This is a genomic window from Paenibacillus sp. FSL K6-1096, assembly GCF_037977055.1.
GTDB lineage: Bacteria > Bacillota > Bacilli > Paenibacillales > Paenibacillaceae > Paenibacillus_AQ.
In genome coordinates, this window is the sequence record NZ_CP150274.1 from 2,665,691 (window position 1) to 2,686,462 (window position 20,772).

General features: G+C 53.3%; 22 protein-coding genes. 7 read left to right on the forward strand and 15 right to left on the reverse strand.

Going from position 1 to position 20,772, the window contains the following annotated elements:
• Window positions 1–634 precede the first annotated feature (634 nt).
• Together MHI24_RS11745 and MHI24_RS11750 are read right to left on the reverse strand one after the other, a co-directional pair.
• Window positions 635–1,813, reverse strand: coding sequence for an SAM-dependent methyltransferase (locus MHI24_RS11745; RefSeq protein WP_340025795.1), 1,179 nt, complete (start codon window positions 1,811–1,813; stop codon window positions 635–637).
• 56 nt (window positions 1,814–1,869) lie between these two features.
• Complete coding sequence (locus tag MHI24_RS11750) at window positions 1,870–2,532, reverse strand: DUF6483 family protein (RefSeq protein WP_340025796.1); 663 nt, start codon at window positions 2,530–2,532, stop codon at window positions 1,870–1,872.
• Window positions 2,533–2,778: 246 nt separating this feature from the next.
• Here MHI24_RS11750 and MHI24_RS11755 point away from each other — a divergent pair, with 246 nt between their 5' ends.
• Together MHI24_RS11755 and MHI24_RS11760 are read left to right on the forward strand one after the other, a co-directional pair.
• Window positions 2,779–3,276 carry a winged helix-turn-helix domain-containing protein gene (locus MHI24_RS11755; RefSeq protein WP_340025797.1) on the forward strand — a complete coding sequence of 166 codons (498 nt, stop codon included), beginning with the start codon at window positions 2,779–2,781 and terminating at the stop codon, window positions 3,274–3,276.
• Entirely contained in the window at window positions 3,277–4,587 is a 1,311-nt protein-coding gene (locus tag MHI24_RS11760) for an MFS transporter (protein ID WP_340025798.1), read from the forward strand. It begins immediately after the preceding gene.
• Between the two features lie 70 nt (window positions 4,588–4,657).
• Here MHI24_RS11760 and MHI24_RS11765 read toward each other — a convergent pair whose 3' ends face one another.
• Both MHI24_RS11765 and yyaC read right to left on the reverse strand, forming a co-directional pair.
• Window positions 4,658–5,440, reverse strand: coding sequence for an alpha/beta fold hydrolase (locus MHI24_RS11765; RefSeq protein WP_340025799.1), 783 nt, complete (start codon window positions 5,438–5,440; stop codon window positions 4,658–4,660).
• Window positions 5,441–5,516: 76 nt separating this feature from the next.
• Window positions 5,517–6,005, reverse strand: a complete 489-nt coding sequence (gene yyaC, locus MHI24_RS11770; protein WP_340026665.1) for a spore protease YyaC — start codon at window positions 6,003–6,005, stop codon at window positions 5,517–5,519.
• A gap of 210 nt (window positions 6,006–6,215) precedes the next feature.
• Here yyaC and MHI24_RS11775 point away from each other — a divergent pair, with 210 nt between their 5' ends.
• The gene (locus MHI24_RS11775) at window positions 6,216–6,440 is read left to right on the forward strand and encodes a DUF1128 domain-containing protein (protein WP_340025800.1); all 225 of its coding nucleotides are present in this window, start codon (window positions 6,216–6,218) and stop codon (window positions 6,438–6,440) included.
• A gap of 128 nt (window positions 6,441–6,568) precedes the next feature.
• Here MHI24_RS11775 and MHI24_RS11780 read toward each other — a convergent pair whose 3' ends face one another.
• Window positions 6,569–7,288 carry a pirin family protein gene (locus MHI24_RS11780; protein ID WP_340025801.1) on the reverse strand — a complete coding sequence of 240 codons (720 nt, stop codon included), beginning with the start codon at window positions 7,286–7,288 and terminating at the stop codon, window positions 6,569–6,571.
• Between the two features lie 334 nt (window positions 7,289–7,622).
• Between MHI24_RS11780 and MHI24_RS11785 the strand changes: the two genes are divergently transcribed.
• Entirely contained in the window at window positions 7,623–8,159 is a 537-nt protein-coding gene (locus MHI24_RS11785; RefSeq protein ID WP_340025802.1) for a YtxH domain-containing protein, read from the forward strand.
• Between the two features lie 129 nt (window positions 8,160–8,288).
• A complete protein-coding gene (locus MHI24_RS11790; RefSeq protein WP_340025804.1) occupies window positions 8,289–8,621 on the forward strand; it encodes a DUF5665 domain-containing protein in 333 nt (110 codons plus the stop codon).
• Between the two features lie 138 nt (window positions 8,622–8,759).
• Here MHI24_RS11790 and MHI24_RS11795 read toward each other — a convergent pair whose 3' ends face one another.
• The 10 genes from MHI24_RS11795 to MHI24_RS11840 all read right to left on the reverse strand — a co-directional run bounded on the left by MHI24_RS11795 (window position 8,760) and on the right by MHI24_RS11840 (window position 19,674).
• On the reverse strand, window positions 8,760–9,530 hold the full coding sequence (locus MHI24_RS11795) for a sigma-70 family RNA polymerase sigma factor (protein ID WP_340025805.1): 771 nt from the start codon (window positions 9,528–9,530) through the stop codon (window positions 8,760–8,762).
• Entirely contained in the window at window positions 9,527–9,979 is a 453-nt protein-coding gene (gene rsbW / locus MHI24_RS11800) for an anti-sigma B factor RsbW (RefSeq protein WP_340025806.1), read from the reverse strand. Before rsbW ends, MHI24_RS11795 begins: the two co-directional genes overlap by 4 nt.
• An 18-nt stretch (window positions 9,980–9,997) precedes the next feature.
• Window positions 9,998–10,336, reverse strand: a complete 339-nt coding sequence (locus MHI24_RS11805; protein ID WP_238653034.1) for an STAS domain-containing protein — start codon at window positions 10,334–10,336, stop codon at window positions 9,998–10,000.
• 98 nt (window positions 10,337–10,434) lie between these two features.
• A complete protein-coding gene (locus MHI24_RS11810; protein WP_340025807.1) occupies window positions 10,435–12,105 on the reverse strand; it encodes a response regulator in 1,671 nt (556 codons plus the stop codon).
• Window positions 12,106–12,121: 16 nt separating this feature from the next.
• Complete coding sequence (locus MHI24_RS11815) at window positions 12,122–12,991, reverse strand: protein-glutamate O-methyltransferase CheR (protein WP_340026666.1); 870 nt, start codon at window positions 12,989–12,991, stop codon at window positions 12,122–12,124.
• A gap of 84 nt (window positions 12,992–13,075) precedes the next feature.
• Window positions 13,076–16,744, reverse strand: a complete 3,669-nt coding sequence (locus tag MHI24_RS11820; RefSeq protein ID WP_340025808.1) for a response regulator — start codon at window positions 16,742–16,744, stop codon at window positions 13,076–13,078.
• Window positions 16,744–17,919 (reverse strand): SpoIIE family protein phosphatase, encoded by a 1,176-nt coding sequence (locus MHI24_RS11825; protein WP_340025809.1) that lies wholly within the window; start codon window positions 17,917–17,919, stop codon window positions 16,744–16,746. The genes MHI24_RS11820 and MHI24_RS11825 overlap by 1 nt, the downstream gene beginning before the upstream one ends.
• 197 nt (window positions 17,920–18,116) lie before the next feature.
• Window positions 18,117–18,464 (reverse strand): general stress protein, encoded by a 348-nt coding sequence (locus MHI24_RS11830; RefSeq protein WP_340025810.1) that lies wholly within the window; start codon window positions 18,462–18,464, stop codon window positions 18,117–18,119.
• 92 nt (window positions 18,465–18,556) lie between these two features.
• Window positions 18,557–19,096: a hypothetical protein gene (locus tag MHI24_RS11835; RefSeq protein WP_340025811.1), complete on the reverse strand. Its 540-nt coding sequence runs from the start codon at window positions 19,094–19,096 to the stop codon at window positions 18,557–18,559.
• Window positions 19,097–19,167: 71 nt separating this feature from the next.
• Window positions 19,168–19,674: a DUF948 domain-containing protein gene (locus MHI24_RS11840; RefSeq protein ID WP_340025812.1), complete on the reverse strand. Its 507-nt coding sequence runs from the start codon at window positions 19,672–19,674 to the stop codon at window positions 19,168–19,170.
• Window positions 19,675–19,862: 188 nt separating this feature from the next.
• Between MHI24_RS11840 and MHI24_RS11845 the strand changes: the two genes are divergently transcribed.
• Both MHI24_RS11845 and MHI24_RS11850 read left to right on the forward strand, forming a co-directional pair.
• Window positions 19,863–20,030 carry a DUF1328 domain-containing protein gene (locus MHI24_RS11845; RefSeq protein ID WP_238653041.1) on the forward strand — a complete coding sequence of 56 codons (168 nt, stop codon included), beginning with the start codon at window positions 19,863–19,865 and terminating at the stop codon, window positions 20,028–20,030.
• A gap of 130 nt (window positions 20,031–20,160) precedes the next feature.
• Window positions 20,161–20,565, forward strand: coding sequence for a hypothetical protein (locus tag MHI24_RS11850; RefSeq protein ID WP_340025813.1), 405 nt, complete (start codon window positions 20,161–20,163; stop codon window positions 20,563–20,565).
• The last annotated feature ends 207 nt before the right edge of the window (window positions 20,566–20,772 follow it).

A 20,772-nucleotide genomic window follows, 5' to 3' on the forward strand; every position in this document is an offset into this window, starting at 1 on the left:
ACAGAAGATAGTGATGTATCAGCAGAAGTATGCTGTTGGCAGCGAGGGAGGGATGAAGGGGTATAATTACACCTGATTTCGCCGAAAGGAGAGTATACGCGGAAATGAAGAGCACTAATACACCTAATCTCAGCAAAAACTGCCGTCCGCCGCTAACGAAGTGCATAAATACACTTGATTATCCGAAAAGGAGTCATGCGCGAAAAATGAAGTGCACTAATACCTCTGAACTCACCAAAATCGGATCGCACACACTCGCCGCTGCGCATTATGTTCACTTTTCCACATACATCCTCCCACTCGCCCCGCACTCACCCATTTTATTCACCTTTCCGCACACATCCGCCCGCACACCCTCCCCCTGCCATATGTATCCGCTTTTCCCCATACATCTGCATCCGGCCCTCCCGCCTCCGCCGCTGCCCATTCTATCCCCCTCCACGCCTCTCAAACTACCAAGTGGAAACGGCTTTGCCGTCCTTTTACAGGACGGTTCTGTTTCAGCGAGAAATAGAAGGATAAGTTATGGTGTGAAACATATAAATGCTTATATTTACAAAAAACGGCCACCCCCCTAAGGAAGCAGCCGTCCTCTCATATCTTCTTATATCCTTTCAATCACATAAACCCACCCCTACCCCTCCTGCCCGGAGGGCAGCAGGTCGGAGCAGGCGCGCTCCAGATAGGGCTTCGCGCCGAGAAAGTCGCGGAAGGCGCTGTACTCGCGCCACTTGGCGGCGTTGTCGCCGCTGTCGCTGCGGACGGCGCGGATCAGGATGTTCTTCGGCGTGTGCTCCATGTCGATGAACTCCAGCAGCTGGGTGCGGTAGCCCATCAGGTCCAGCAGCTTGGCCCGGATCGCGTCGGTGGCCAGGGCCGAGAAGCGTTCCTTCAGAATGCCGTGCGACAGCAGCGGATTCAGCACCTCGCTCTGCACCTGCGCGAACAGCTCATGCTGGCAGCAGGGCACGGACAGAATGACCGATGCGCCCCAGCGGACCGCCTTCTCCAGCGCGGCATCGGTGGCGGTATCGCAGGCATGGAGCGTAACCACCATGTCCACCTGCTCCAGCTCGTTATAGTCAGCGATATCGCCGACCAGGAAGCGCAGCCGGTCGTAGCCCAGCCGGGCCGCAAGCGCACTGCAATGCTCTATCACATCGGCCTTCAGGTCCAGGCCGACAATATGCAGCTCGCGCTGCTCACGGACTGCCAGATAGTGATACAGCGCGAAGGTCAGGTACGATTTGCCGCAGCCGAAATCGACAATCGTCAGCGGACGCCCGGCCGGAAGATCACCCAGCACATCCTGAACCATCTCCAGGAAGCGGTTGATTTGGCGGAACTTATCATACTTCTTGGCCAGCACCTTGCCTTCGCTGTTCATGATGCCAAGCTCCACCAGGAACGGCACCGGCTCGCCTTCATCCAGCACGTACTGCTTGCGGCGGTTGTGGGCCAGGTCCGGCGTCTCCTGCTTGCTGGCGGATTTGGTCAGGATGGACACTTTATATTTTTTGCTGATCAGCACCTGGTAGTCGGCAGCAGCGGTGCACAGCAGACCTTGGCGGAAGGTTACCCTGAACAGGTTCAGCAGCTCTTCTGCGGCAGTCTCTGCCGGAATATTGCGGTGTTCGACCTTCGGGCCGGTATAATACGCAAACTGGTAGTGCAGCTTGCCTTTTAGCATGACGGGCTTGATCTGCACTTTGCTGTAGGCGGCTTCGCCTTTGCTGCGCAGCTGGCTTAATGTTGCCGTAATCAGAGTACGGCCGGAGATCACTTGCTGGATCAGTTCCTTCAAAGCTTCCAAATAGGTACATCTCACTTTCGGGTTCAAGAATGGAGCACCATGTCTCCTGAATGTCATTATATTATAGCATTAACTGTAAGCCTGCTCCATTCCTCGCGCCCCTGCTCCACTTCTTCCAGGGGAAGTCCGCCTTCGGCCAGTCGCTCGGGGCTGACCTGCAGCAGACGCTCGTAGAACTCCCGGCCTTCCTCCGCCACGGGCTCGCCCTGCTCCCAGAGCCGGTACAGGCTGTTCTCCGCTCTGGCGTAACTTCCTGCAGATTCGTGGTAAGCCAGCAGGAGACGTTCTGTCTTCGCCGGAAGGCGGTACGGCTCCACTTCCTTAAGCAGCTCATTGATCTCGTCAGTCATATTCATCAGCTCGCGGTCTGCCCCATGCAGATCCGCATACAGGAACAGGTGCAGGGAACGCATCGCCCGGAACAGGGCCTCATCCCGTTCTCCCTTTGCCGTGTAGATCCCGCCCTCTTCCTTCAGCAGCCGGGCTACTCCTTGCAGCTTATCTGCCTCCAGCACCGCACCCAGGCGGAACATATCGATAATATCCTCAACGGATAGCGAATTCAGCAGACGCGAGTTCAGCCGGAAATGCCGCATCAGCAGCTCATCCACTTCCCATAAGGCTTCGGTTGTTTTTTTGTCCTGCTTCAGGGTCAGTACTTTGGCCACCATCGCTGTCATATCCTCAATCATCCGCACGATATAATCTCTCCGGAACATCCTCTTCACTCCTCACGAAAAGCAGTTTTATTGATTCCTATCCCTGTGTCCTCCATCTTAAACCATTCCACAGCTCTGCGCTAATGACGTCCTGGTTTCCCTTTATTTACTGTGTACTGTGTAGAAATCATTGACAAAAAACAAATGGTGAACTATGCTGTTACTACTTTATCTATCTGGATTACAGATCGAACTAAAATCCAGAACGACATCCCTCTTAAGCTAATAAAAAAGGAGTAATCAGCAATGTCAGATGTATATAATGAACAGCCGTTTCAAGTATCCCCCGAACAGAGCAAACTGCTGGAAAGTGCGCTGCGGATCAAAATTATGCATACACTCGCTGAAGAACCGCTGACCTCAAAGCAGGTGGCCGAAAAGCTGGGCAAGACGCCGGGAAATATCCACTACCATATCGTGAAGCTGTACGAGGGCGGGCTGCTGGACCTGGTTCGTACAGAAGCGTCCGGCGGCATTATCCAGAAATTCTACCGTTCCAAGGCCACCTGGTTCCGCTCCGAGAATCACAGCGGCTACCAGTTCCTGCCGGAAGACAAGGTTGAACATTTCACGACCCGGCTGACGCTGTCTCCCGCAGAGCTGAAGGCGTTCCAGCAGGAGATAATAAAGCTTATCTCTTCCTGGGAATCCAGAGTTACAGAGGGAGATGAATATGGCATCGATATTGTGATCGGCCGCCTGCACTCTAATGATAACAGTACAGAGCCGGAGGTAAACCCTTAGATGATTCCTTCAGATACTGCTGAAAAGGCGAAAAGCCATCCGCTGAGCCGGTTTGCCGCCCCTTTTGCAAAATCACGGGCCTTCCCCTTCTTATGGCTGGGTAATCTGGTATCTTTCCTTGGAAGCTCAGTCACCATGGTGATCCTTCCCGTACTCGTCTACTCACTGACCGGCTCAACGACTACCATGGGTTTCGTAATGGCTGTCTACATGCTGCCCAATGTGATTATGCTGCCGGTATCGGGACATATTGTAGACCGTTATGACAGGGTGAAAATTATGATAACAGCGGATATCGCACGCTTTGCTATTATGATTGTAATCTGCTTCCTGTCCTTATCGGATATGCTGAGCATTCCGCTGCTCTATATTTTCATGGCTTTCTACGGTATGTTTGACGGGTTGTTCCGCCCAGCATATGCTGCCACCCAAGCCACGGTATTTACGCCTGACATCCGGATTACCGCCAACTCACTGACACAGATGAGTCTGCAGACGGTAAGGCTGATCGGACCTACGCTTGGCGGGCTGCTTATTACCCATATGTCGGCAGGTGTCGGCTTCGGGCTTGCCGCTTTTACCTACCTGTTCTCTCTGGTCTGTCTGTTCTATCTGCGCAAAGCGCTCATGTCCGGAAGGAAGGACACCGCTGCTGATGCTTCCACCGGACTGCCGGAATCCCCTCAAGCCGCCGCTCCCGCTTCTGCAGACTGGAAAGCGGATTTCAAGGAAGGTATCGCTGTGCTGCGCGGCCATCCATGGCTCTGGATCACGATTCTGACCTTCTCTTTCTTCAATATTTGTTACGCCGGGGTCACCAGTATTCTTGTTCCATGGCTCTTCAAGGTTCATCACGGCTGGGCTCCTTACATCTATGGATTAGCCGTTACCTTCTCCGGTGCCGGTGCCATTCTCGCAGGCCTGCTGTACGGTCTGAGGCACAAATGGGCCAACCGCGGCATCATGGCTTACAGCGGAGTATTGATCAGCTGTATCTCGCTGTTCCTGCTGCCGTTCGCTTCCCATGCAGCGGCAGCCATTGCCCTGTTTGCCATCGAGGGCTTCGGGCTGATGATCTTCGGCCTCATCTGGGAGATCAGCCTGCAGGAGCTTGTGCCGCAGGAAGCCTTCGGGCGTGTAGCCAGTCTTGATCTGCTCGGTTCCTTCGCCCTGCTGCCGGTCGGCTACATCCTGGTGGGCTGGCTGGCAGATCTCATCGGCGGCACAGCCACCATATTTATCTTCACCGGGCTTGGCATTGTCTGCGCCGCATCTGTACTCTGCATTCCTGCTATCCGCAAATTTCAATAGAAGACAGCATAAAGAAGCAGCTCCGCACATAGGCCCGGAGCTGCTTCTTTATGCTAGTATGGCTGCTGTCTTATTCATTCGCCGACAGAACAAAATCCTTAATGCTCTGCACCAGCCGCTCCGGCGCTTCAAACATACTCATATGGCCGACACCCTCCAGGGTCACCTTGGTAATGTTCCGGTTATCCGAGGTGAAGGTCTGTTCCGGCGCTACCTTGGAATCCTCTGCTCCGGCAACCAGCAGGACCGGCAGCGCTGTAGCCGAGATCACATCCCGGCGGTCGGGACGCTCGCGCATGGCCAGCGCGGCACCTGCCGCGCCCTGCGGCGGCGTCTTGTAGCCGATCTCCTTCGCCCGCTCCACCAGCTGGGTGGCCGCTCCAGGGGCGAACAGTCCGGGCACCAGCTGGTCCACAAAGGCAAAGATGCCTTCATTCTGGATCATGCTGACACTGCGCAGCCGGTTCTCCTTGGCTTCCTCGCCGTCAGGATACCCGGTGGAGTGGATCAGCCCGAAGCCCTTCAATCTGGAAGCATGACGCTGGGCAAACGACAGCGTAATATAACCTCCCAGTGAATGGCCTAGCAGATAGCATTCCTCAATCTCCAGCATATTCAGCAGCGACAGCACATCATCGGCCATCTGCTCGATGGTGTACGCCCCAAGCGGAGCATCCGAAGCCCCATGCCCGCGCAGGTCAGGGGCAATGACCCGGTAATCCTTGACCAACCCGGGGATCACCTTCTCCCAATATTCCGCACTCCCGCAGAAACCGTGCAGCAGAACGATAACGTCGCCTTTCCCCTGATCACTATAGCAAATATTGCTTCCTTCGCAGCGGACAATTTCCATGGTTGCTTTCCTTCTTTCTATGTAGAATGTAGAATGTCTATATTAATAAGCTAGAACAGGCCTCTTTGAAACGCTCTCATTCTGTAAGTCCGAAGCCCCGGGCGGCAGCTCCGGCAATCTCGTCCGCCATGACCATCACCCGGTGCAGCGGGGTGGTCTGTAAGGTACGGTAGGGACGGGGGCTATTCACATCTACGACTGCGGCCAGACTGTAATTGCCGACAGCCGGCAGAGCTAGACCTATCGACTGTGCGGGACGCAGCGGCTGTGCCGACGCGAAGTAGCAGCCAAGGAACGCAGGCGGTCCCAGGCAGGCGTCCACCGCAATAATAATCTGCCCTTCCGGGATCGCGGCAATCCTCTGGACCAGATTATTGGCATCACAGGGGTCCGGCAGTGTACCTGCTACGTTCGGGAAGCCGAAGCCCAGCAGACGGCTGCCCGTGAGCGGCCCAAGCGCATCCCCCGTGGAGCGGTCCGTGCCGATGCACAGGAAGGTAACCTCTTCTGCAGAATGCAGCGCTGCGATTCCGCCGAAGAAGACGGCCAGGCCTGCGGCATCCATTTTGCGGCGTTGTCTGCTCTCCTCTTCTCTGATGGCCAAGGTCTTGCCTCCCCCCATTCACAGGCTCAAGCCTGCCCGTACTATTTCCCTTTAATTTAACATGTTTGGCCGGGAATGCACAAAAAATTGGTCACCCGCTGCTCAAACATGATAAAATACTTGGACTGTACAAGACATTCTATATCAATTTAGAGAGGACTGTTGTACGCAATGGATCTGTCAAACCCCAGCCAGGAGAATATTGAATATATGATCGAAGGCATCAAAAGCAAGCTGAAAATGGCCAGCGCCGCCGCCATGCAGGCTTCAGCTTTCTCAGTGGAGCATTACGAGGATATCCAGGATATCTATGAGGTGGCGATGGGCAGTGACCGGCTCAGCATCTCCCAGGTGGAGGCGCTGGTCTCGGAGCTGGGCCGCCTGCGCAAGAAATAACATCGGTTCCCGGAACAAGCACAAGCATAAATATAAGCCCTTCACCTTCGTGGTCCGCAGGAGCGGACGCTGAAGATGAAGGGCTTATATGTGCAGACAGCAGCTTCAAGGCTGTACTACAGCGGATGCTACGGAAGATCAATCAGAATAAATTCCGCATTCCCTTCGCTGCTGATCCCCTTAAGCGTCATATCACAGTTCTTGCGGATACGGGCCGCATCCCCCTCCTGAAGCTGAAATACCCCATCCGAGCAGGTGATCTCCAGATTGCCGGATATCACATAGATATGGGTCCGGCGCTCTTCCTGCTGCGGGTAACGCAGCTCCCGGTTCGTCTGCAAGACCGACAAGTAGATTGTAGCATCCTGACCAAGCTGCAGCGCACCCTGGGCCCCTGACCCGGAGGCTACAGGCAACAGATGATTGAGCTTTAGCTCCGGCGGGAAGAAGCGGGCATCCCACTTCGGGGGCATCCCGGGCTGCTCGGGCAAGAGCCAGATTTGCAGGAACCGGACATTCGTGCCTGACGACGGGTTGGTCTCGGAATGATTGATGCCTGTGCCCGCGCTCATCATCTGTACGCTGCCGGCCTGCAGATCCGCGTGGTTCCCCAGATCATCCTGATGCTTCAGGACCCCCGATACCACATAGGTGACAATCTCCAGATCATGGTGCGGGTGCTCATGCATCCCTTGCTCCGGCTTCAGCTCATTGTCGTTATGGGCCAGCAGTACCCCGAAATGGGCGTTGCTGGGATCATCATAATCGGCAAAGGAGAAGCTGAATTCACTGTGTATCCATTCTCTATTTGATGTATGACGCTCTGCGGATGTTACGACTTTAATCATCTTCATGCACCTCCATAGATGTGGGAACCTTCTCCATAGTACAAAAGACTCATTGAATGCTCCTTAGATTGAAAAGTATACAGGCGCGATAATTATTTATTTCTTACCCCCTTCCATTCGCTGTCAATCAGCTTTGTAAAGCTTCAGATTCGGCTGATTCCATATCGAAAAGACCCTTTTAGGCTTCCATGCTGCCGCTTGCTCCGGCAATCTTTCCCACGCTTCTCCTCTGTTTCAGCCCCTAGCCCAACGTTTATATACGAAGTAAGAACCTTCAGGGTATGGCCTTTCAGACTATCCTGAACCCAACTAATTCAATGAGGAGTGATTAATAATGAATAAAGCAGAGAAGGATTATCCGGTAGAAAGCGGCAGCACATTCTTAAAAGGCATCTTCATCGGCGGCCTGCTCGGGGCGGCGGCAGCCCTGCTGTTCGCACCGAAGCCCGGACGTGAAATACGCAGCGACTTGTCCGATAAGCTTACAGTAGCTACAGACAAGACGAAGGAGGTTGCAGGCGTTGTAACCGACAAGACGAAATCGCTGGCCAGCACCGTCAGTGAGAAAGCCACCGATCTGGCCGGAACGGTCTCGGCCAAGGCCTCTGACATCTTCACCACCGTCAGTGACAGCAAGCAGCAGATTGCGGCTACCCTGTCAGAGACGGGCAAAAAGATTGGCGAGACCGTGAGCGATGCCTCCAAGGATATCTCGGATAATGTCAAGGACGCCTCCAAAGATGTAACCGCTGAAGCCAAGAATGCTTCCGGCGAAGTAGCCGATAAGGCGAAGGATGCGTCGCAGGAGCTGGCGGATCAGGCTCAAGATGCCAAAGAGGACGTTAAGTCCACTTATAAATCCTCCTACTAAGCCGGGAATTCCAGCCGGTCACACAGTCAAGAGAGGGGCCAGATCTCAGGACTGGCCCCTCTCTATTTAAGCATGCCTAATAAATCATGAATCCAGCCTGTTACAGGCTACAGAAAGCAGGGACGCCTTATGGGAGAAGCGAACAACCGGACTAAGGCTTATGACGTCGATGAGCATCCCTTCGAGCTGCGGCATGAGGTCAAGCGCTTAAATGCAAGGCTTGACAAAATTGCCGATTCCCTTGAGAAATCAGAGTTCAAGGATATTCTGGAGAACTACACCGATCCCAAGAAACGGATTATCACCAATCTGATGGCCGGAATCTCCAGGGGCCTGGGACTCTCGCTTGGGACTTTTGTCATCCTAGGTCTGCTGGGGTATATCCTCAGCCTGTTCCTGGATGTGCCGGTAATCGGGGAATATCTCGCCCAAATCAAGAAGTATATAGACTCTAACAGCTAAGCCTGTTATTTATGCCTCCCTCCTGCAGCCTAATCCGGTGAATAGATTGCAGGAGGGATTCTGCTGTCTGCAGCAAAAAGGGCAAGCCCTTATCCCCCATGGGATAGGTACTTGCCCTGTATCTCATTACCTTAATGATTAATAGGATGAATTCGCCATAATCTGCTTCAGCTTCTCGGTGGCCCGCTTCTGGATGCGCGATACACTCATCTGGGAGACCCCCAGCTTCTGGGCAATCGCCCGCTGGGATTGGCCGTCCTGGAAGGCCAGCAGCAGCACCTGCTGCTCCTGCTCCTTCAATTGTCCGAGCGCCTGCTGCAGATCCATCCGCTTCTCGACCGTCTCATAGTCGTTGGCGTCCGAGCTGATCAATTCGCCAAGAGTAGCCCCGCTCTCCTCCTGGGAGAGCGGCGAATCCAGCGAGACATAATGATAACATTCTCTGCCGGCCAGTACTTCCACCGTTTCTTCCACGGTCAGATCCAGATACTGGGCAATCTCTTCAACCGCAGGCGAACGCTCTAACCGGATGGTCAGTTCATCAATAGCCTGCTGGACGAGTGCGCCCTTTTCTTTGATCCGCCTTGGAACCTGTATGTACCAGGATTTATCACGAAGGAAGTTTTTCATATGCCCGATCATGCTTTTCATCGCATATGGCTCAAAAGGAATGCCCAGGCTGATATCATACTGCTGGAGCAGCCGGATCAGCGCCATCTGCCCCACCTGATACAGATCTTCATAGAGATCCGGACGGTTACGGGCAATCTTGCCGGCCGCCATCTTCACCATAGGCTCATATTTGCGGATGAGCACGGTGGCAATTTCATTGTCTTTGGTCTGCTGGTATTCCCAGATCAGGCTTACTGCATCATTCATGGACTCAGGGGGAGTCACTTTGTCATTCATACTTTCTCCTCGCTGAAATTAAGCCGTTTGGTCAGGGTAACGACGGTCCCTTTCCCTGCTTCGCTTACGACGCTCACATCGTCCATAAGCGCCTGCATGAGATAGAATCCGAGACCGCCGACCTGAACATCGTTCAGCTCCTTATCATGAAGCGTCAGACGTTCCCCGGACGCATCCAAACCGTCAAAGCTCTCCCCTTCATCTTTGACAGTGATGGACAAGGCATCTGATCCTACCTCAAAGATTACATCAACCAGACCGTCCGCCTGCCCGTAAGCATACAGCACGGAGTTATTACAGGCTTCCGAGACGGCTACCTTCATATCCTCAATGTCTTCGTAGGTGAAGCCCATCTTGGAAGCAATGCCATATAAATTAAGTCTGACGATATCGACATATTCTGCGCTGGCGGGTAACTGAAGAACTACTCTTTGCACGTCATCACTCATTCTTATTTCGATCCTTTCCTAGTGGGAATTCTCTTGGGGGGCAAAAAACTTGGAAATACCGGTCATGTCAAACAGCTTCTGAATTTGCGGAGGGACCTCATCCACGGTAAATTTGACGTCCATACCATGTCTTGCCTTGAGGATCGACAGCAGAATCCCGATACCGGTGCTGTCAATATACTTCAAGTCCTTAAGATTGATGACAAGGTCAAGCCCCGTATCTCCCACCAGCGGTTCCATAACTATACGGAAATCAGGAGCCACAGACAGATCAAGCTCACCCACCAGATAGACGGTACAAACAGAGCCTACAGTTTCGGTTTTTGCGTGGAACTTTTCGCTTTTATGTGTATTCATAGACAATCTCTCCTGATTAAATGTTTTCTTTACCAATAACCCTAATGAACCACTGTTGAAACAACAAAAGGAACATCGCCAAGGTGGTAATTCATGGATCAGGCATTGAAAAGTGAGGCATTCCGCTGTGTAGCGGGGTTATCCTTGCCTGAATATTTAGAGATCACCTGCTTGATGCTGCTTAGCTTAATCGGCTTGCTGATGTAGCCGTCCATGCCGGCCGCGATACACCGGTTCTGTATCCCGTCCATCACATTCGCGGTCATCGCGATGATAACCGTCCGGTCCGGTGAGCCGCCCGCTTCCTCGCGGATCAGGGAGGTGGCTTCCAGGCCATCCATTACCGGCATCTGCAAATCCATGAAGATGAAGTCATATTCCGATTCACGGGCCATCTGCACCGCCTGGCTGCCATCCTCGGCAACCTCCGCCTCATAGCCCAGCTTACCGAGCATACTCACCATCAGGCGCTGGTTAATCGGATGGTCATCCACAACAAGCACCCGGCTCCGGTGTTCGTGGTCAACTTCGTTCCCGGGATGCTCTTCTTCCCGGCAGCCGTTCTCAAGCTCCTCCTCCGGCACGGCAACCTGGATGGTGAATACGAAGGTAGCCCCCTTCTCTTCCATCGACTCCACGCGGATCTCGCCGCCCATCATGCCGACCAGCGATTTGCAGATCGCAAGGCCAAGCCCGGTCCCGCCATATTTGCGTGTCATCGAGGAATCCAGCTGGGAGAACGGCTGGAACAGCCGGTCGCATTTCTCCGGGGAGATCCCGATGCCTGTATCCTTGACCGTAAATTCGATGACCAGTTTATGATCTGCTGACGGCAGGCTGGAAGCAACTAAATACACGCCTCCCTGGTTGGTAAATTTCACCGCATTGGCGACAAGATTGATCAGTACCTGGCGTAAACGGGCCATATCCCCGTACACCAGACGCGGCAGCTTCTGGTCGATGAAGTAGGCCAGCTCCAGGTTTTTTTTGCCGGCCTCCGCAGAGAACAGACTGAAGACCTCCTGAATGGCGGTCTGCAGCTCAAACAGCTGCTCCTCCATCTCCATCTTGCCCGATTCCATCTTGGTGAAATCAAGAATATCGTTAATCACCGTAATTAAAGTATCCGCACTCTTGCGGATAATCTCTGTGTATTCCTTCTGCTCCGGAGCAAGCTCGGTCTCCATCAGCAGATCAATCATGCCCACTACCCCGTTCATCGGCGTACGGATCTCATGGCTCATCATCGCTAAGAATTCCGTTTTGGCGGTGGCGGCAATCTCGGCCTCTTCCTTGGCCTTGACCAGCTCTCCGTTGATCCGCTCCAGCTCCAGCGTCTTCTGCTGCAGCTGCATCGCCTGGAGCTGCAGCTTCTTGCTGGTCAGATACATATTGACAAAGCCTTCAATCTTGGATTTCAGAATCTGCGGAATAAACGGTTTGACCATATAATCAATCGCACCGGCGGAATAGCCTGCGAACAGATGCTCCGCCTCCTTGCTGTTGGCCGAGATGAAGATGATCGGAATATCCTTCGTCTTCTCCCTGGCCTTGATTAGCTTGGCGGTTTCGATTCCGTCCATACCCGGCATCTGCACGTCGAGAACAATCACGGCGAACTCATACTTCAATAAACACCGAAGTGCTTCTTCTCCAGAATTAGCTTTGACAAGCTTGTAATGCTGACTCTCCAGAACGGCTTCCAGCGCCAGCAAATTCTCGGGACGGTCGTCAACCAGCAGTATATGAATCGGTTCCTGAACCCCCATAGGCCCTCCTTACCCGCTATTTATTCTTGCGGTATATTTTTTCAACCCTGTCCAGAGGCTCATAGCTGTCACTGTACCTTGTGAAATGGATGGACTCCTTGGAGCCAAGGACCAGTACTCCGAACCGGCTCAGGCTCTCGTGGAACAAGCCATGCACATGATCGCGAAGCTCATCGTTGAAGTAGATCATGACATTGCGGCAGAAGATAACATTGAATTCATTGAATGAGGTGTCTGTCGCCAGATTATGCTCGGCAAAAATAATATTTTTGCGCAGATAAGGCTGCAGAATCACTGAATTATATTTCGCTGTATAGTATTCCGAGAAGGCGCGCGTGCCGCCCGCATCCATGTAGTTCTTGGTGTATTGCTTCATTTTGGCGATCTCGTACACGCCTTCCTTGGCCTGCTGCAGAGAGCGTGCATTCATATCCGTGGCATAGATTCTGGCCTTGTCGTACAGACCTTCCTCATGCAGCATAATAGCCATCGAATAGACCTCCTCGCCTGTCGAGCAGCCTGCGTGCCAGATCCGGATATACGGATAGGTCCGCAGAAGCGGGATGACCTTCTGACGGAAGGTCAGGAAGAGACCGGGGTCGCGGAACATCTCCGTCACAGGGATCGACAGGCTGTAGACGAACCGCTCGAAGCAAGCCCGGTCGTGCAGCACCTTCTCCTGGAGAGCAGAAATGGTTGGCACATTCTCGGCATGAACATGATGCCAGATACGCCGTTTCAGTGAAGGCAGCGCATAATTTCTGAAGTCATACCCGTACAGGCGGTGTACCCCGCTAAGAAGCAGCTCAATCTCAATCTGCTCAAGCTCCTGCTTGCTGCCTGACTGCGTTCCCTGCTCCCCGTACCCGTGTTCCATAGCTGCCATCATTATCCAAGCTCCCTTGCCGGTTCCTTAAATTTACGAACTCACTTCTAATGCTACTGTATAGCTATTACCCCGAAATCACGTTTACGAATACAGCCAGACCCGCATTAACGAAAGAAGCTGGTCGGTGCTGATCGGTTTCTTCATATAATCGGAGGCTCCGGCTTCAATACATTTCGCCCGGTCCTCCTTCATCGCCTTGGCAGTAAGGGCAATAATCGGCAGCTTCTGGTACTGCGGCATCTGCCGGATGCGGCGCATCGCTTCATAGCCGTCCATTTCCGGCATCATCATATCCATCAGCACCAGATCATAATCATGCTGCTCTACGAGCATATCAATGGCCTCCCGGCCGTTCTCGGCAAACTTCACTTCCATGTGATAGCCTTCAAGGACGCTGGAGAGGGCGAACACATTGCGGATATCGTCGTCGACCAGCAGAATCTTTTTGCCGTCGAACAGCTCTTCCTTATTGTGCAGCTTCTGCAGGATTTTACGCTTATCCTCCGGCAGATTGGCCTCTACCCGGTGCATGAACAGCGTGGTCTCATCCAGCAGCCGCTCCGGCGAGCGGACATCCTTGATAATGATCGATTCAGCATATTTGCGCAGCTGTGTCTCTTCCTTGCTGTCCAGGTCCTTGCCGGTATAGATAATGATAGGCAGATCATTCAATTCTTCATCATCACGGATCTGATCCAGCAGCTCGAAGCCGGTCATATCCTCCAGCATCAGGTCAAGGACCATACAGTCATATCTCTGCTTGCGCAGCTCGCTTAAGGCTTCGCTGCCCGTTGAAACGGCAGTGATCACTACATCATCGTGTCCGATCAGCTCTTCAATGGAACGGCGCTGAATGTCATCATCCTCCACAATCAGCAGATGCTTCAGGGTGCTGGAGGTGTAGTTCTCAATCTGCTGGAAGGCCCGGTCCAGCGCCTCACGGGAGGACGGCTTCCGCAGATAGGCCATCGCCCCCATCATCAGCCCCTGCTTAGTCTCATCATTCACGGAGATGACATGAACCGGAATATGGCGGGTCTGGGAAGCGCCCTTGAGCTCCCTGAGGATCGACCAGCCGTCCATGACCGGCAGCTGAATGTCCAGAATAATCGCATCCGGCAGATGAGTCTTGGCCATCTGCAGGCCCACATCCCCCTGCAGCGCCACAAGCCCCTTGAAGCCGCGGCCGCGGGCCATGCCAAGCAGGATCTTGGCGAAGCTCTCATCATCCTCGATAATCAGCAGAACCTTGTCGCCGCTGGCCAGTGAGTCGCGGTCATCTTCGACGACCGCCGGCACCAGCGGCGCGGGGGCAGTATCTCCGGTAACCTCCCATGGCAGCTCCTCCTTGGACGGCACCAGCTCTATGGCCTCCCCGGCCGGTGCAGCCTGGACCGCTGCCGGCAGCAGGCTGTAGTTCGCCTGGACAGGCAAGTACAGCGTAAAGGTGCTGCCTTGGCCTTCACGGGATTCCAGCCCGATCGCTCCGCCCATCAGGCGGGCCAGCTCGCGGCTGATCGACAGGCCAAGCCCGGTGCCGCCATATTTGCGGCTGGTCGTTCCGTCCACCTGCTGGAAGGCCTCGAATACAATATCCATCTTGTCGGACGGAATACCGATTCCGGTATCCTTGACCGACAGGGCAATGTATTCATATTCATGCGGCAGATACGCAGGCAGATGCTTGGCATCCGCACGGCTGACCGTAAATTCAACATGTCCTTCGCTCGTGAACTTGAAGGCATTGGACAGGAGATTGCGCAGAATCTGCTTCAGCCTGTGGCTGTCGTTGTACACGCTGTCCGGCAGCGGCTCCTCGAAGGAGAGGCGCAGCGCCAAGCCCTTCTTGGCAGCCAGCGGGGCAAAATTCTGCTTCACGAAGGTCTTCAGCTCAACCAGCGGAATCTCTTCGTGATTCAGCTCCATTTTGCCGGCATCGACCTTGGACAGATCGAGAATCTCATCAATCATCTTCAGCAGGTCTGCGCCTGACATATAGATGGTATGGGCAAATTCCACCTGCTTGTCGGTCAGGTTGCCCTCCTTGTTCTCTGTAAGGAGCTGTGAGAGAATCAGCAGGCTGTTCAGCGGGGTCCGCAGCTCATGCGACATATTGGCGAGGAACTCGGACTTGTACTTGCTGGTTACGGCAAGCTGCATTGCCTGCTTCTCCAGCTGCTGCCGTGCCCCCTCAATCTCATCCTTCTTCTCTTCAACCTCCTGCACCTGCTCCTGCAGGGCACGGGTCTTCTCAACCAGCTCTGTATTGTAATGCTCCAGCTCTTCCTGCTGCCGCTGCAGCAGCTCCTCGGAGCGCTTCAGCGCATCGGTCTGCTCCTCCAGATTCTCATTGGAGCGGCGCAGCTCCTCCTGCTGGGTCTGCAGCTCCTCAGACTGGCATTGCAGCTCTTCGGTCAGCGCCTGTGATTCCCGCAGCAGCTCCTCTACCACCAGCCTGCGGCTAATATTGTTCAGAATGATCCCCAGGTTACCGGACAGCTGATGCAGCAGCTCACTCTGCAGTGAGGACAACGGGTTAAATGAGGCAAATTCGACCACACCAAGCAGCTCATCTTCGAATAACAACGGGTAAATAGAAATATATCCCGGATGTGCCTCCCCGAAGCCGGAGCTGACCGAGATATAATCCTCAGGAGCCTCAGTCAGCTTGATCGGCAGCTTATCAAGAGCGCATTGCCCGACCAGTCCCTGCCCGATCTCGAAGCTCTCCTTCGGAACGGCCCCTTCCTCACCCGCATAATAAGCGCTGCTGACCAGCAGATTCGGATTGTCTTTGTTCTTCAGATAGACCGCACCATACTGGGCGCCAAGAACCGGGGTGAATTCACTGATGAAGGTCTGGGACACCTGATCCAGCGAGCTGACGCCGCGCAGCAGCTCCGTGACCCGGGCGATATTGGCATTAAGCCAGGCCTGGTCGCTCTGGGCCTGGGTGTAGGACCGCTCGAGCTGCTGCTTCTGCTCGATATCTTCTGCCATCCGCTGGAATACGCGGGCCACCTCACCGATCTCATCCTTCGACTTCACCCTGATCCGGCGGATGGTCCGCATTTTACCGTTCCCGAAGCTCGTAATCATCATCGATACAACACCCAGGCCGCGTGTGATGCTTGGGATTACCCACAGAATCACACCCAGCCCGAGCAGCACCCCTACGATCATAATGAGGGTAACCATCTGGATGGACCGGTCGGAGGCACTCTGGGCTTTGTCGTTCTCTTCCGTCATCCGGAAAGCATTGTAATCCGACAGGTCATTCAGGCTGTCCAGCACCTCATTCTGAATCGTCTGCCCTTCCGCATTGCGGTAAGTATTGGCATTCTGGAACAAGCCGGCGCCCAGCATCTCCAGCACCTTGTCCTGATACTTCAGATAAGCGGAGTACGAATTCTCAATTCTTGACAGCATCCGCAGCTCCTCCGCAGTCTTCAGGGAGGCTTCGATGTTCTTCAGATGCTCATCCGCCTTAACCACCTTCGCGGTAATCTCCGCCTTCTGCGCTTCCACGGATGTAGTATCCGCATTCAGCATGGAGGTCGTCAGAATCCGTGCCATATCATTCACTTCACCCCGGAGCCCCGAGGAAGCCCGGCCCTTGGTGTATCTCTCCTGGAAGCTGTCCAGCTGGCCGCTCATATAATGAAGCCTGTCATACCCGATCATGGTGAGAGCTACCATAATCGCCAGCAGGGCACTGAATCCGATCAACAGTTTGGCCTTAATTTTCATTACCTGTCTGTTCCTTTCTTAAGCGAGATCCACACCAGGCATTTATCGTCATCACGGTCCGAATTGACAGGTTCGCTGAGGAAGGCAGCGCGCATCGCCTCTTCCCGCCAGTCATGGCTGGAATTCAGGTGACTGACCATGAAGTCCAGCTGCTCCTCCTGCCCGCCCTGCACCATCTCCAGCAGACCGTCCGTGAACAGCACCAGATGGCCGTCCTCTTCATAATTCAGGCTCTGCTGCTGAATGTCGATACGGTCAAACAGCCCGACCGGGTGGCTGTTGCTCTCCAGCAGAACCGGTGTCTTGGCCTCTCCTTCAAAGAACAGCGCCGGCGGATGCCCGGCATTCACATAATTGATCCGCTTCATCCGGGTATCAATCACAAGATAGATGGCCGTGAAGTAATATTGCACCAGTTGCTTCTCGATATATAACTGGTTGAAGCGCCGGTTAAGCTCCTGAATGACCTTCTCCGGCTCCACATAGGTGGTGACGGTATCCTTAAGCACTGACGCCAGGAACATACAGAACAGTGATGAAGAGATACCGTGTCCCATCATATCCAGGAGAATAACGGCATACCGCCCGTCTCCCAGCGGATACCACGCATACAGGTCACCGGCCAGCTCGAAGGAAGGCTGATAGATGGCATGGACCTCCAGCAGCTCCTCGGCCAGCGGCAGGCTGAGCACAGCATTCTGCACCAGGGCGGCCAGCTTCAGCTCATCCTGGATACGCTGATCTCGCTCCTTGTGCCAGTCTTTCTCCCGCTTGAGCCGGAGGGCCAGACGGATGCGGGCCATCAGCTCTACCTTGTTGATCGGCTTCGTCACATAGTCTACCGCTCCGGCGTCCAGCGCCTCAGCCAGCTTCTTGGAATCACCTACAGCGGTGACCATAATAATGGGAATATCCTTCAGATGCTCGTACTGCTGGACCACACGGCAGGCTTCAATTCCATCCATTTCCGGCATCATCATATCCAGCAGAATCAGATCGACATCGGACGGACGGGGCTTCTCTGTCTCTGTTTCTGTCTCTGCTCCGACACCCAGCAGTCTTAACATATCTTTAGCGGACGAAGCCGTTATGAAATTGCGGTAATTTTCTTTTTTGAGGATCTCACGGATAATAATGACATTGGTAGGATTATCGTCTACGATTAGAATTCTCAAATCTCCCTCACCTCACCCAAATAATATTAATCATACGATATTTGAACGTCCTGTTACCAACCCCTAGATATTGGAATGTACAGGTCCCTGTTTTCAACAAAGTAACCTCCAGCTCCACAAACATGCCGTGGAACTGGAGGTTACGCTATTGTACTATTGAGGCTGCACAAGCTGTAGCTGTACATACCGGACTGACTCTACTTGGGATTCTTCCTGAATATAACCAGCACCTTGCCGGAATCAAGCTCCTTCTCATAGAAGGCCGCTTCCGCCGCACTGAAGCCCAGCGAAGTAATCTTATGACGGAGAGCATCGCCCCGGGAACGGAACAGATTAGCGATCGCGCCAAACAGCCCCTCCTCGCTCAGCCCGACCTCATTCGTGTCAGCAGCATCTACGATCCGGCCTTCACGGTCTTCATCGTGGCTGATAACGTATAAGTCATCTCTGGTGTAGCCGCTGCTGCGCAGACGATTCACTTCTTCTATCGCCTGGACACCATTCTCCAGCAGCTTGGCATAAGCCTGTGTACCGATCGAATCCATGAACTCACTCTCCTTCAGGAATGTTAAAAGGGCAAACACAGTTATAGATGACTGACCATTCATTAACCGTTATAGCCGCCCTTGAAACAGGCTCAGAAGGAATTCGCGTCAAACAAATCCAGTCCGTCCCATGCCCCGGTGTCCGGATTGCGGTAAATTTTGAGTGCGGCGCTTCCTCTTAAATAAACATCGCCGTCCTCCGCCTGGAAATCAGGAGCGCCCAGCACCTCCTGAACGTTCATGGTTAGCGGATTCAGAGGCTGTCCGTTCAGCATCAGGCCATACTCTGCTGCTTGTGCAGGAGAAGCATGGATATAGAGGACCACGCCGCCGCAGACCCCTGCCGACACATCGGCATATTGATATTCCAGGCATCCGGCCATTGGGTCGTCAGCAGTCAGCAGCGGAGCGCCTTTGGCCTGCACTAATTCTTCCTCTGTAATATAGAGCCTGATTCCTGATAAGGAATCGAAGCTGCTGATATAGGGATCGGCAGGCGCATAATGACCGTAAGCGAACGTTACCGGAGGCTGTACAGAGGTGTAAGGAGCGGCAGGAGGAATCTCAGCTTGCGCAGCAGGTGCAGACATGTAGTAAGAGAACAGGCTAAGCAAGAGAATAAACAGGTTCATCCGGGTTCCCGCCTTTCATACGGTGAAGTGGCCCTCATCCTGTAATCCTGCCGTGCTCCGCAGAGTGGAGATTAACGGCGGAATTTCTGCCAGATCGCGGCTGCAGCGTCTACGCCTTTGAGGGCTGCCGCGATTTTGCCGGTGGACTTGCTTGCATTGACGGCCTCATAGGATTGAACTGTTCTCTCCTCGGAGGGAGTAAGCGGAACTTCCTTAATCGATACAGCCTTCGCTTTATCCTTCAGTTCACGCGATTTGCGGAACCGCTCAATGACGGTTACAGATACCTGCTTCACGGTCAGGGTCAGCTCATTCATGACGTCGCCCAGGTTCTTCACAGAATCAACGATCGGATCGATCTTCTGGATTTTGCTCTGGACATCAGCGGTGATGTCATTGGCATGTCTGACGGTGGTCTTCACCTCATAAGTAAGCTCATCAATGGTCTTCTGCACTTCCTGCAGCGTCTGACTGACCTTGTCGAGGGATTCCTTCGCGGATTTCAAGGTTTTGATTAAAAAGAATACGAGGACTGCGAATGCCACCGCAGCGAGCGCTACGCTAAGTTCAATGATCATGTCGATAACCCCTTCCAAAGTGTCTTCATTGCCGGTTAGCCTTGCCTGATAATGCATAGTTACCCTTACGGAATTAGGGCGAAACAAACGGTGACACCCCTGAAATCCTCCTCCTTCTGTCTGTGATTCAAATGGACAAGCCCCGTTTAAACATTGACTACATCAACGCACAGAAAGGATGACATCCCATGTTAAAATGGTCCATTATTCTGCTGGTGATTGCCTTGATCGCCGGTATCTTCGGGTTCTTTAATATTGTAGCCGCCGCAGTAGGCATTGCCAAAGTATTATTCTACATTTTCCTGATCCTCTTCGTGGTTTCGCTCTTCATGGGGCGCAGGGGCCGTTCAATGTAGTACTGAAAAGAAAATTAAAATTTATTCCTTCTCCCGGTTTCACTTAATGCAATTTCTGTTTACATCCATATTAGCACAGCACGAACCTAGAAAATCACACCAATACACCAAAACCCAGGAGGAATCATCGATGAAAAAATTAGCCAGCTTAACAGTAGCAGTAGGACTTATGGCTTCCCTGGCAGCAACAGCTTCCGCTGCTGAAGTGGTAACAGGACAAACAGAAACCACCAAAACTACAGCTACCGATCCAGTAAACACTGTAACCGGAGCTACTTATCTGGACCCTGCTAATCCTGTTATTACACCGGATGATATTAAGCCAGCAACACCTCAGATCATTCTGACCAAAACCACTGCGTTCCATCTTTCTGCAGGAAGCACAACTGCTATTGGCTGGCTGGGTGCTCAGACTGTAGATACTACTGGTGTGATCGAGAGAGATGCGCTTGGCAATGAATGGAGAGAAATTTACACTTGGCTGGGCAAAGCCTGGATCAAGGTACCTGCCTCCGCTTATGTAATCGAACCGTAAACAACTGACACATAGGAGCCGCGGCTCCAGAAATGCATACTATAGGAGCTTGCGGGCATGATCCGCAGGCTTTTTTTATGGTCTTATATGAAGAAGAGGACCGCACCAGCAGAAACTTCTGCTGATGCGGTCCCCCCGTACAACGACCGCTCTAGTTCACCCGTCACAAACTGTACTGCGTGCCGCTTCCTGCTGCTGGTTCTATAT

Excerpts from the sequence above, each read along its gene's own strand:
- MHI24_RS11820 (WP_340025808.1), bottom strand. The coding sequence starts at position 16,744 with ATGAAAATTAAGGCCAAACTGTTGATCGGATTCAGTGCCCTGCTGGCG.
- MHI24_RS11755 (WP_340025797.1), top strand. The coding sequence starts at position 2,779 with ATGTCAGATGTATATAATGAACAGCCGTTTCAAGTATCCCCCGAACAG.
- yyaC (WP_340026665.1), bottom strand. The coding sequence starts at position 6,005 with ATGGATGCCGCAGGCCTGGCCGTCTTCTTCGGCGGAATCGCAGCGCTG.
- MHI24_RS11845 (WP_238653041.1), top strand. The coding sequence starts at position 19,863 with ATGTTAAAATGGTCCATTATTCTGCTGGTGATTGCCTTGATCGCCGGT.
- MHI24_RS11750 (WP_340025796.1), bottom strand. The coding sequence starts at position 2,532 with ATGTTCCGGAGAGATTATATCGTGCGGATGATTGAGGATATGACAGCG.
- MHI24_RS11780 (WP_340025801.1), bottom strand. The coding sequence starts at position 7,288 with ATGATTAAAGTCGTAACATCCGCAGAGCGTCATACATCAAATAGAGAA.
- MHI24_RS11795 (WP_340025805.1), bottom strand. The coding sequence starts at position 9,530 with ATGAATGACAAAGTGACTCCCCCTGAGTCCATGAATGATGCAGTAAGC.
- MHI24_RS11840 (WP_340025812.1), bottom strand. The coding sequence starts at position 19,674 with ATGATCATTGAACTTAGCGTAGCGCTCGCTGCGGTGGCATTCGCAGTC.
- MHI24_RS11765 (WP_340025799.1), bottom strand. The coding sequence starts at position 5,440 with ATGGAAATTGTCCGCTGCGAAGGAAGCAATATTTGCTATAGTGATCAG.
- rsbW (WP_340025806.1), bottom strand. The coding sequence starts at position 9,979 with ATGAGTGATGACGTGCAAAGAGTAGTTCTTCAGTTACCCGCCAGCGCA.
- MHI24_RS11790 (WP_340025804.1), top strand. The coding sequence starts at position 8,289 with ATGGGAGAAGCGAACAACCGGACTAAGGCTTATGACGTCGATGAGCAT.
- MHI24_RS11815 (WP_340026666.1), bottom strand. The coding sequence starts at position 12,991 with ATGGCAGCTATGGAACACGGGTACGGGGAGCAGGGAACGCAGTCAGGC.
- MHI24_RS11850 (WP_340025813.1), top strand. The coding sequence starts at position 20,161 with ATGAAAAAATTAGCCAGCTTAACAGTAGCAGTAGGACTTATGGCTTCC.
- MHI24_RS11760 (WP_340025798.1), top strand. The coding sequence starts at position 3,277 with ATGATTCCTTCAGATACTGCTGAAAAGGCGAAAAGCCATCCGCTGAGC.
- MHI24_RS11810 (WP_340025807.1), bottom strand. The coding sequence starts at position 12,105 with ATGGGGGTTCAGGAACCGATTCATATACTGCTGGTTGACGACCGTCCC.
- MHI24_RS11775 (WP_340025800.1), top strand. The coding sequence starts at position 6,216 with ATGGATCTGTCAAACCCCAGCCAGGAGAATATTGAATATATGATCGAA.
- MHI24_RS11785 (WP_340025802.1), top strand. The coding sequence starts at position 7,623 with ATGAATAAAGCAGAGAAGGATTATCCGGTAGAAAGCGGCAGCACATTC.
- MHI24_RS11830 (WP_340025810.1), bottom strand. The coding sequence starts at position 18,464 with ATGGATTCGATCGGTACACAGGCTTATGCCAAGCTGCTGGAGAATGGT.
- MHI24_RS11835 (WP_340025811.1), bottom strand. The coding sequence starts at position 19,096 with ATGAACCTGTTTATTCTCTTGCTTAGCCTGTTCTCTTACTACATGTCT.
- MHI24_RS11805 (WP_238653034.1), bottom strand. The coding sequence starts at position 10,336 with ATGAATACACATAAAAGCGAAAAGTTCCACGCAAAAACCGAAACTGTA.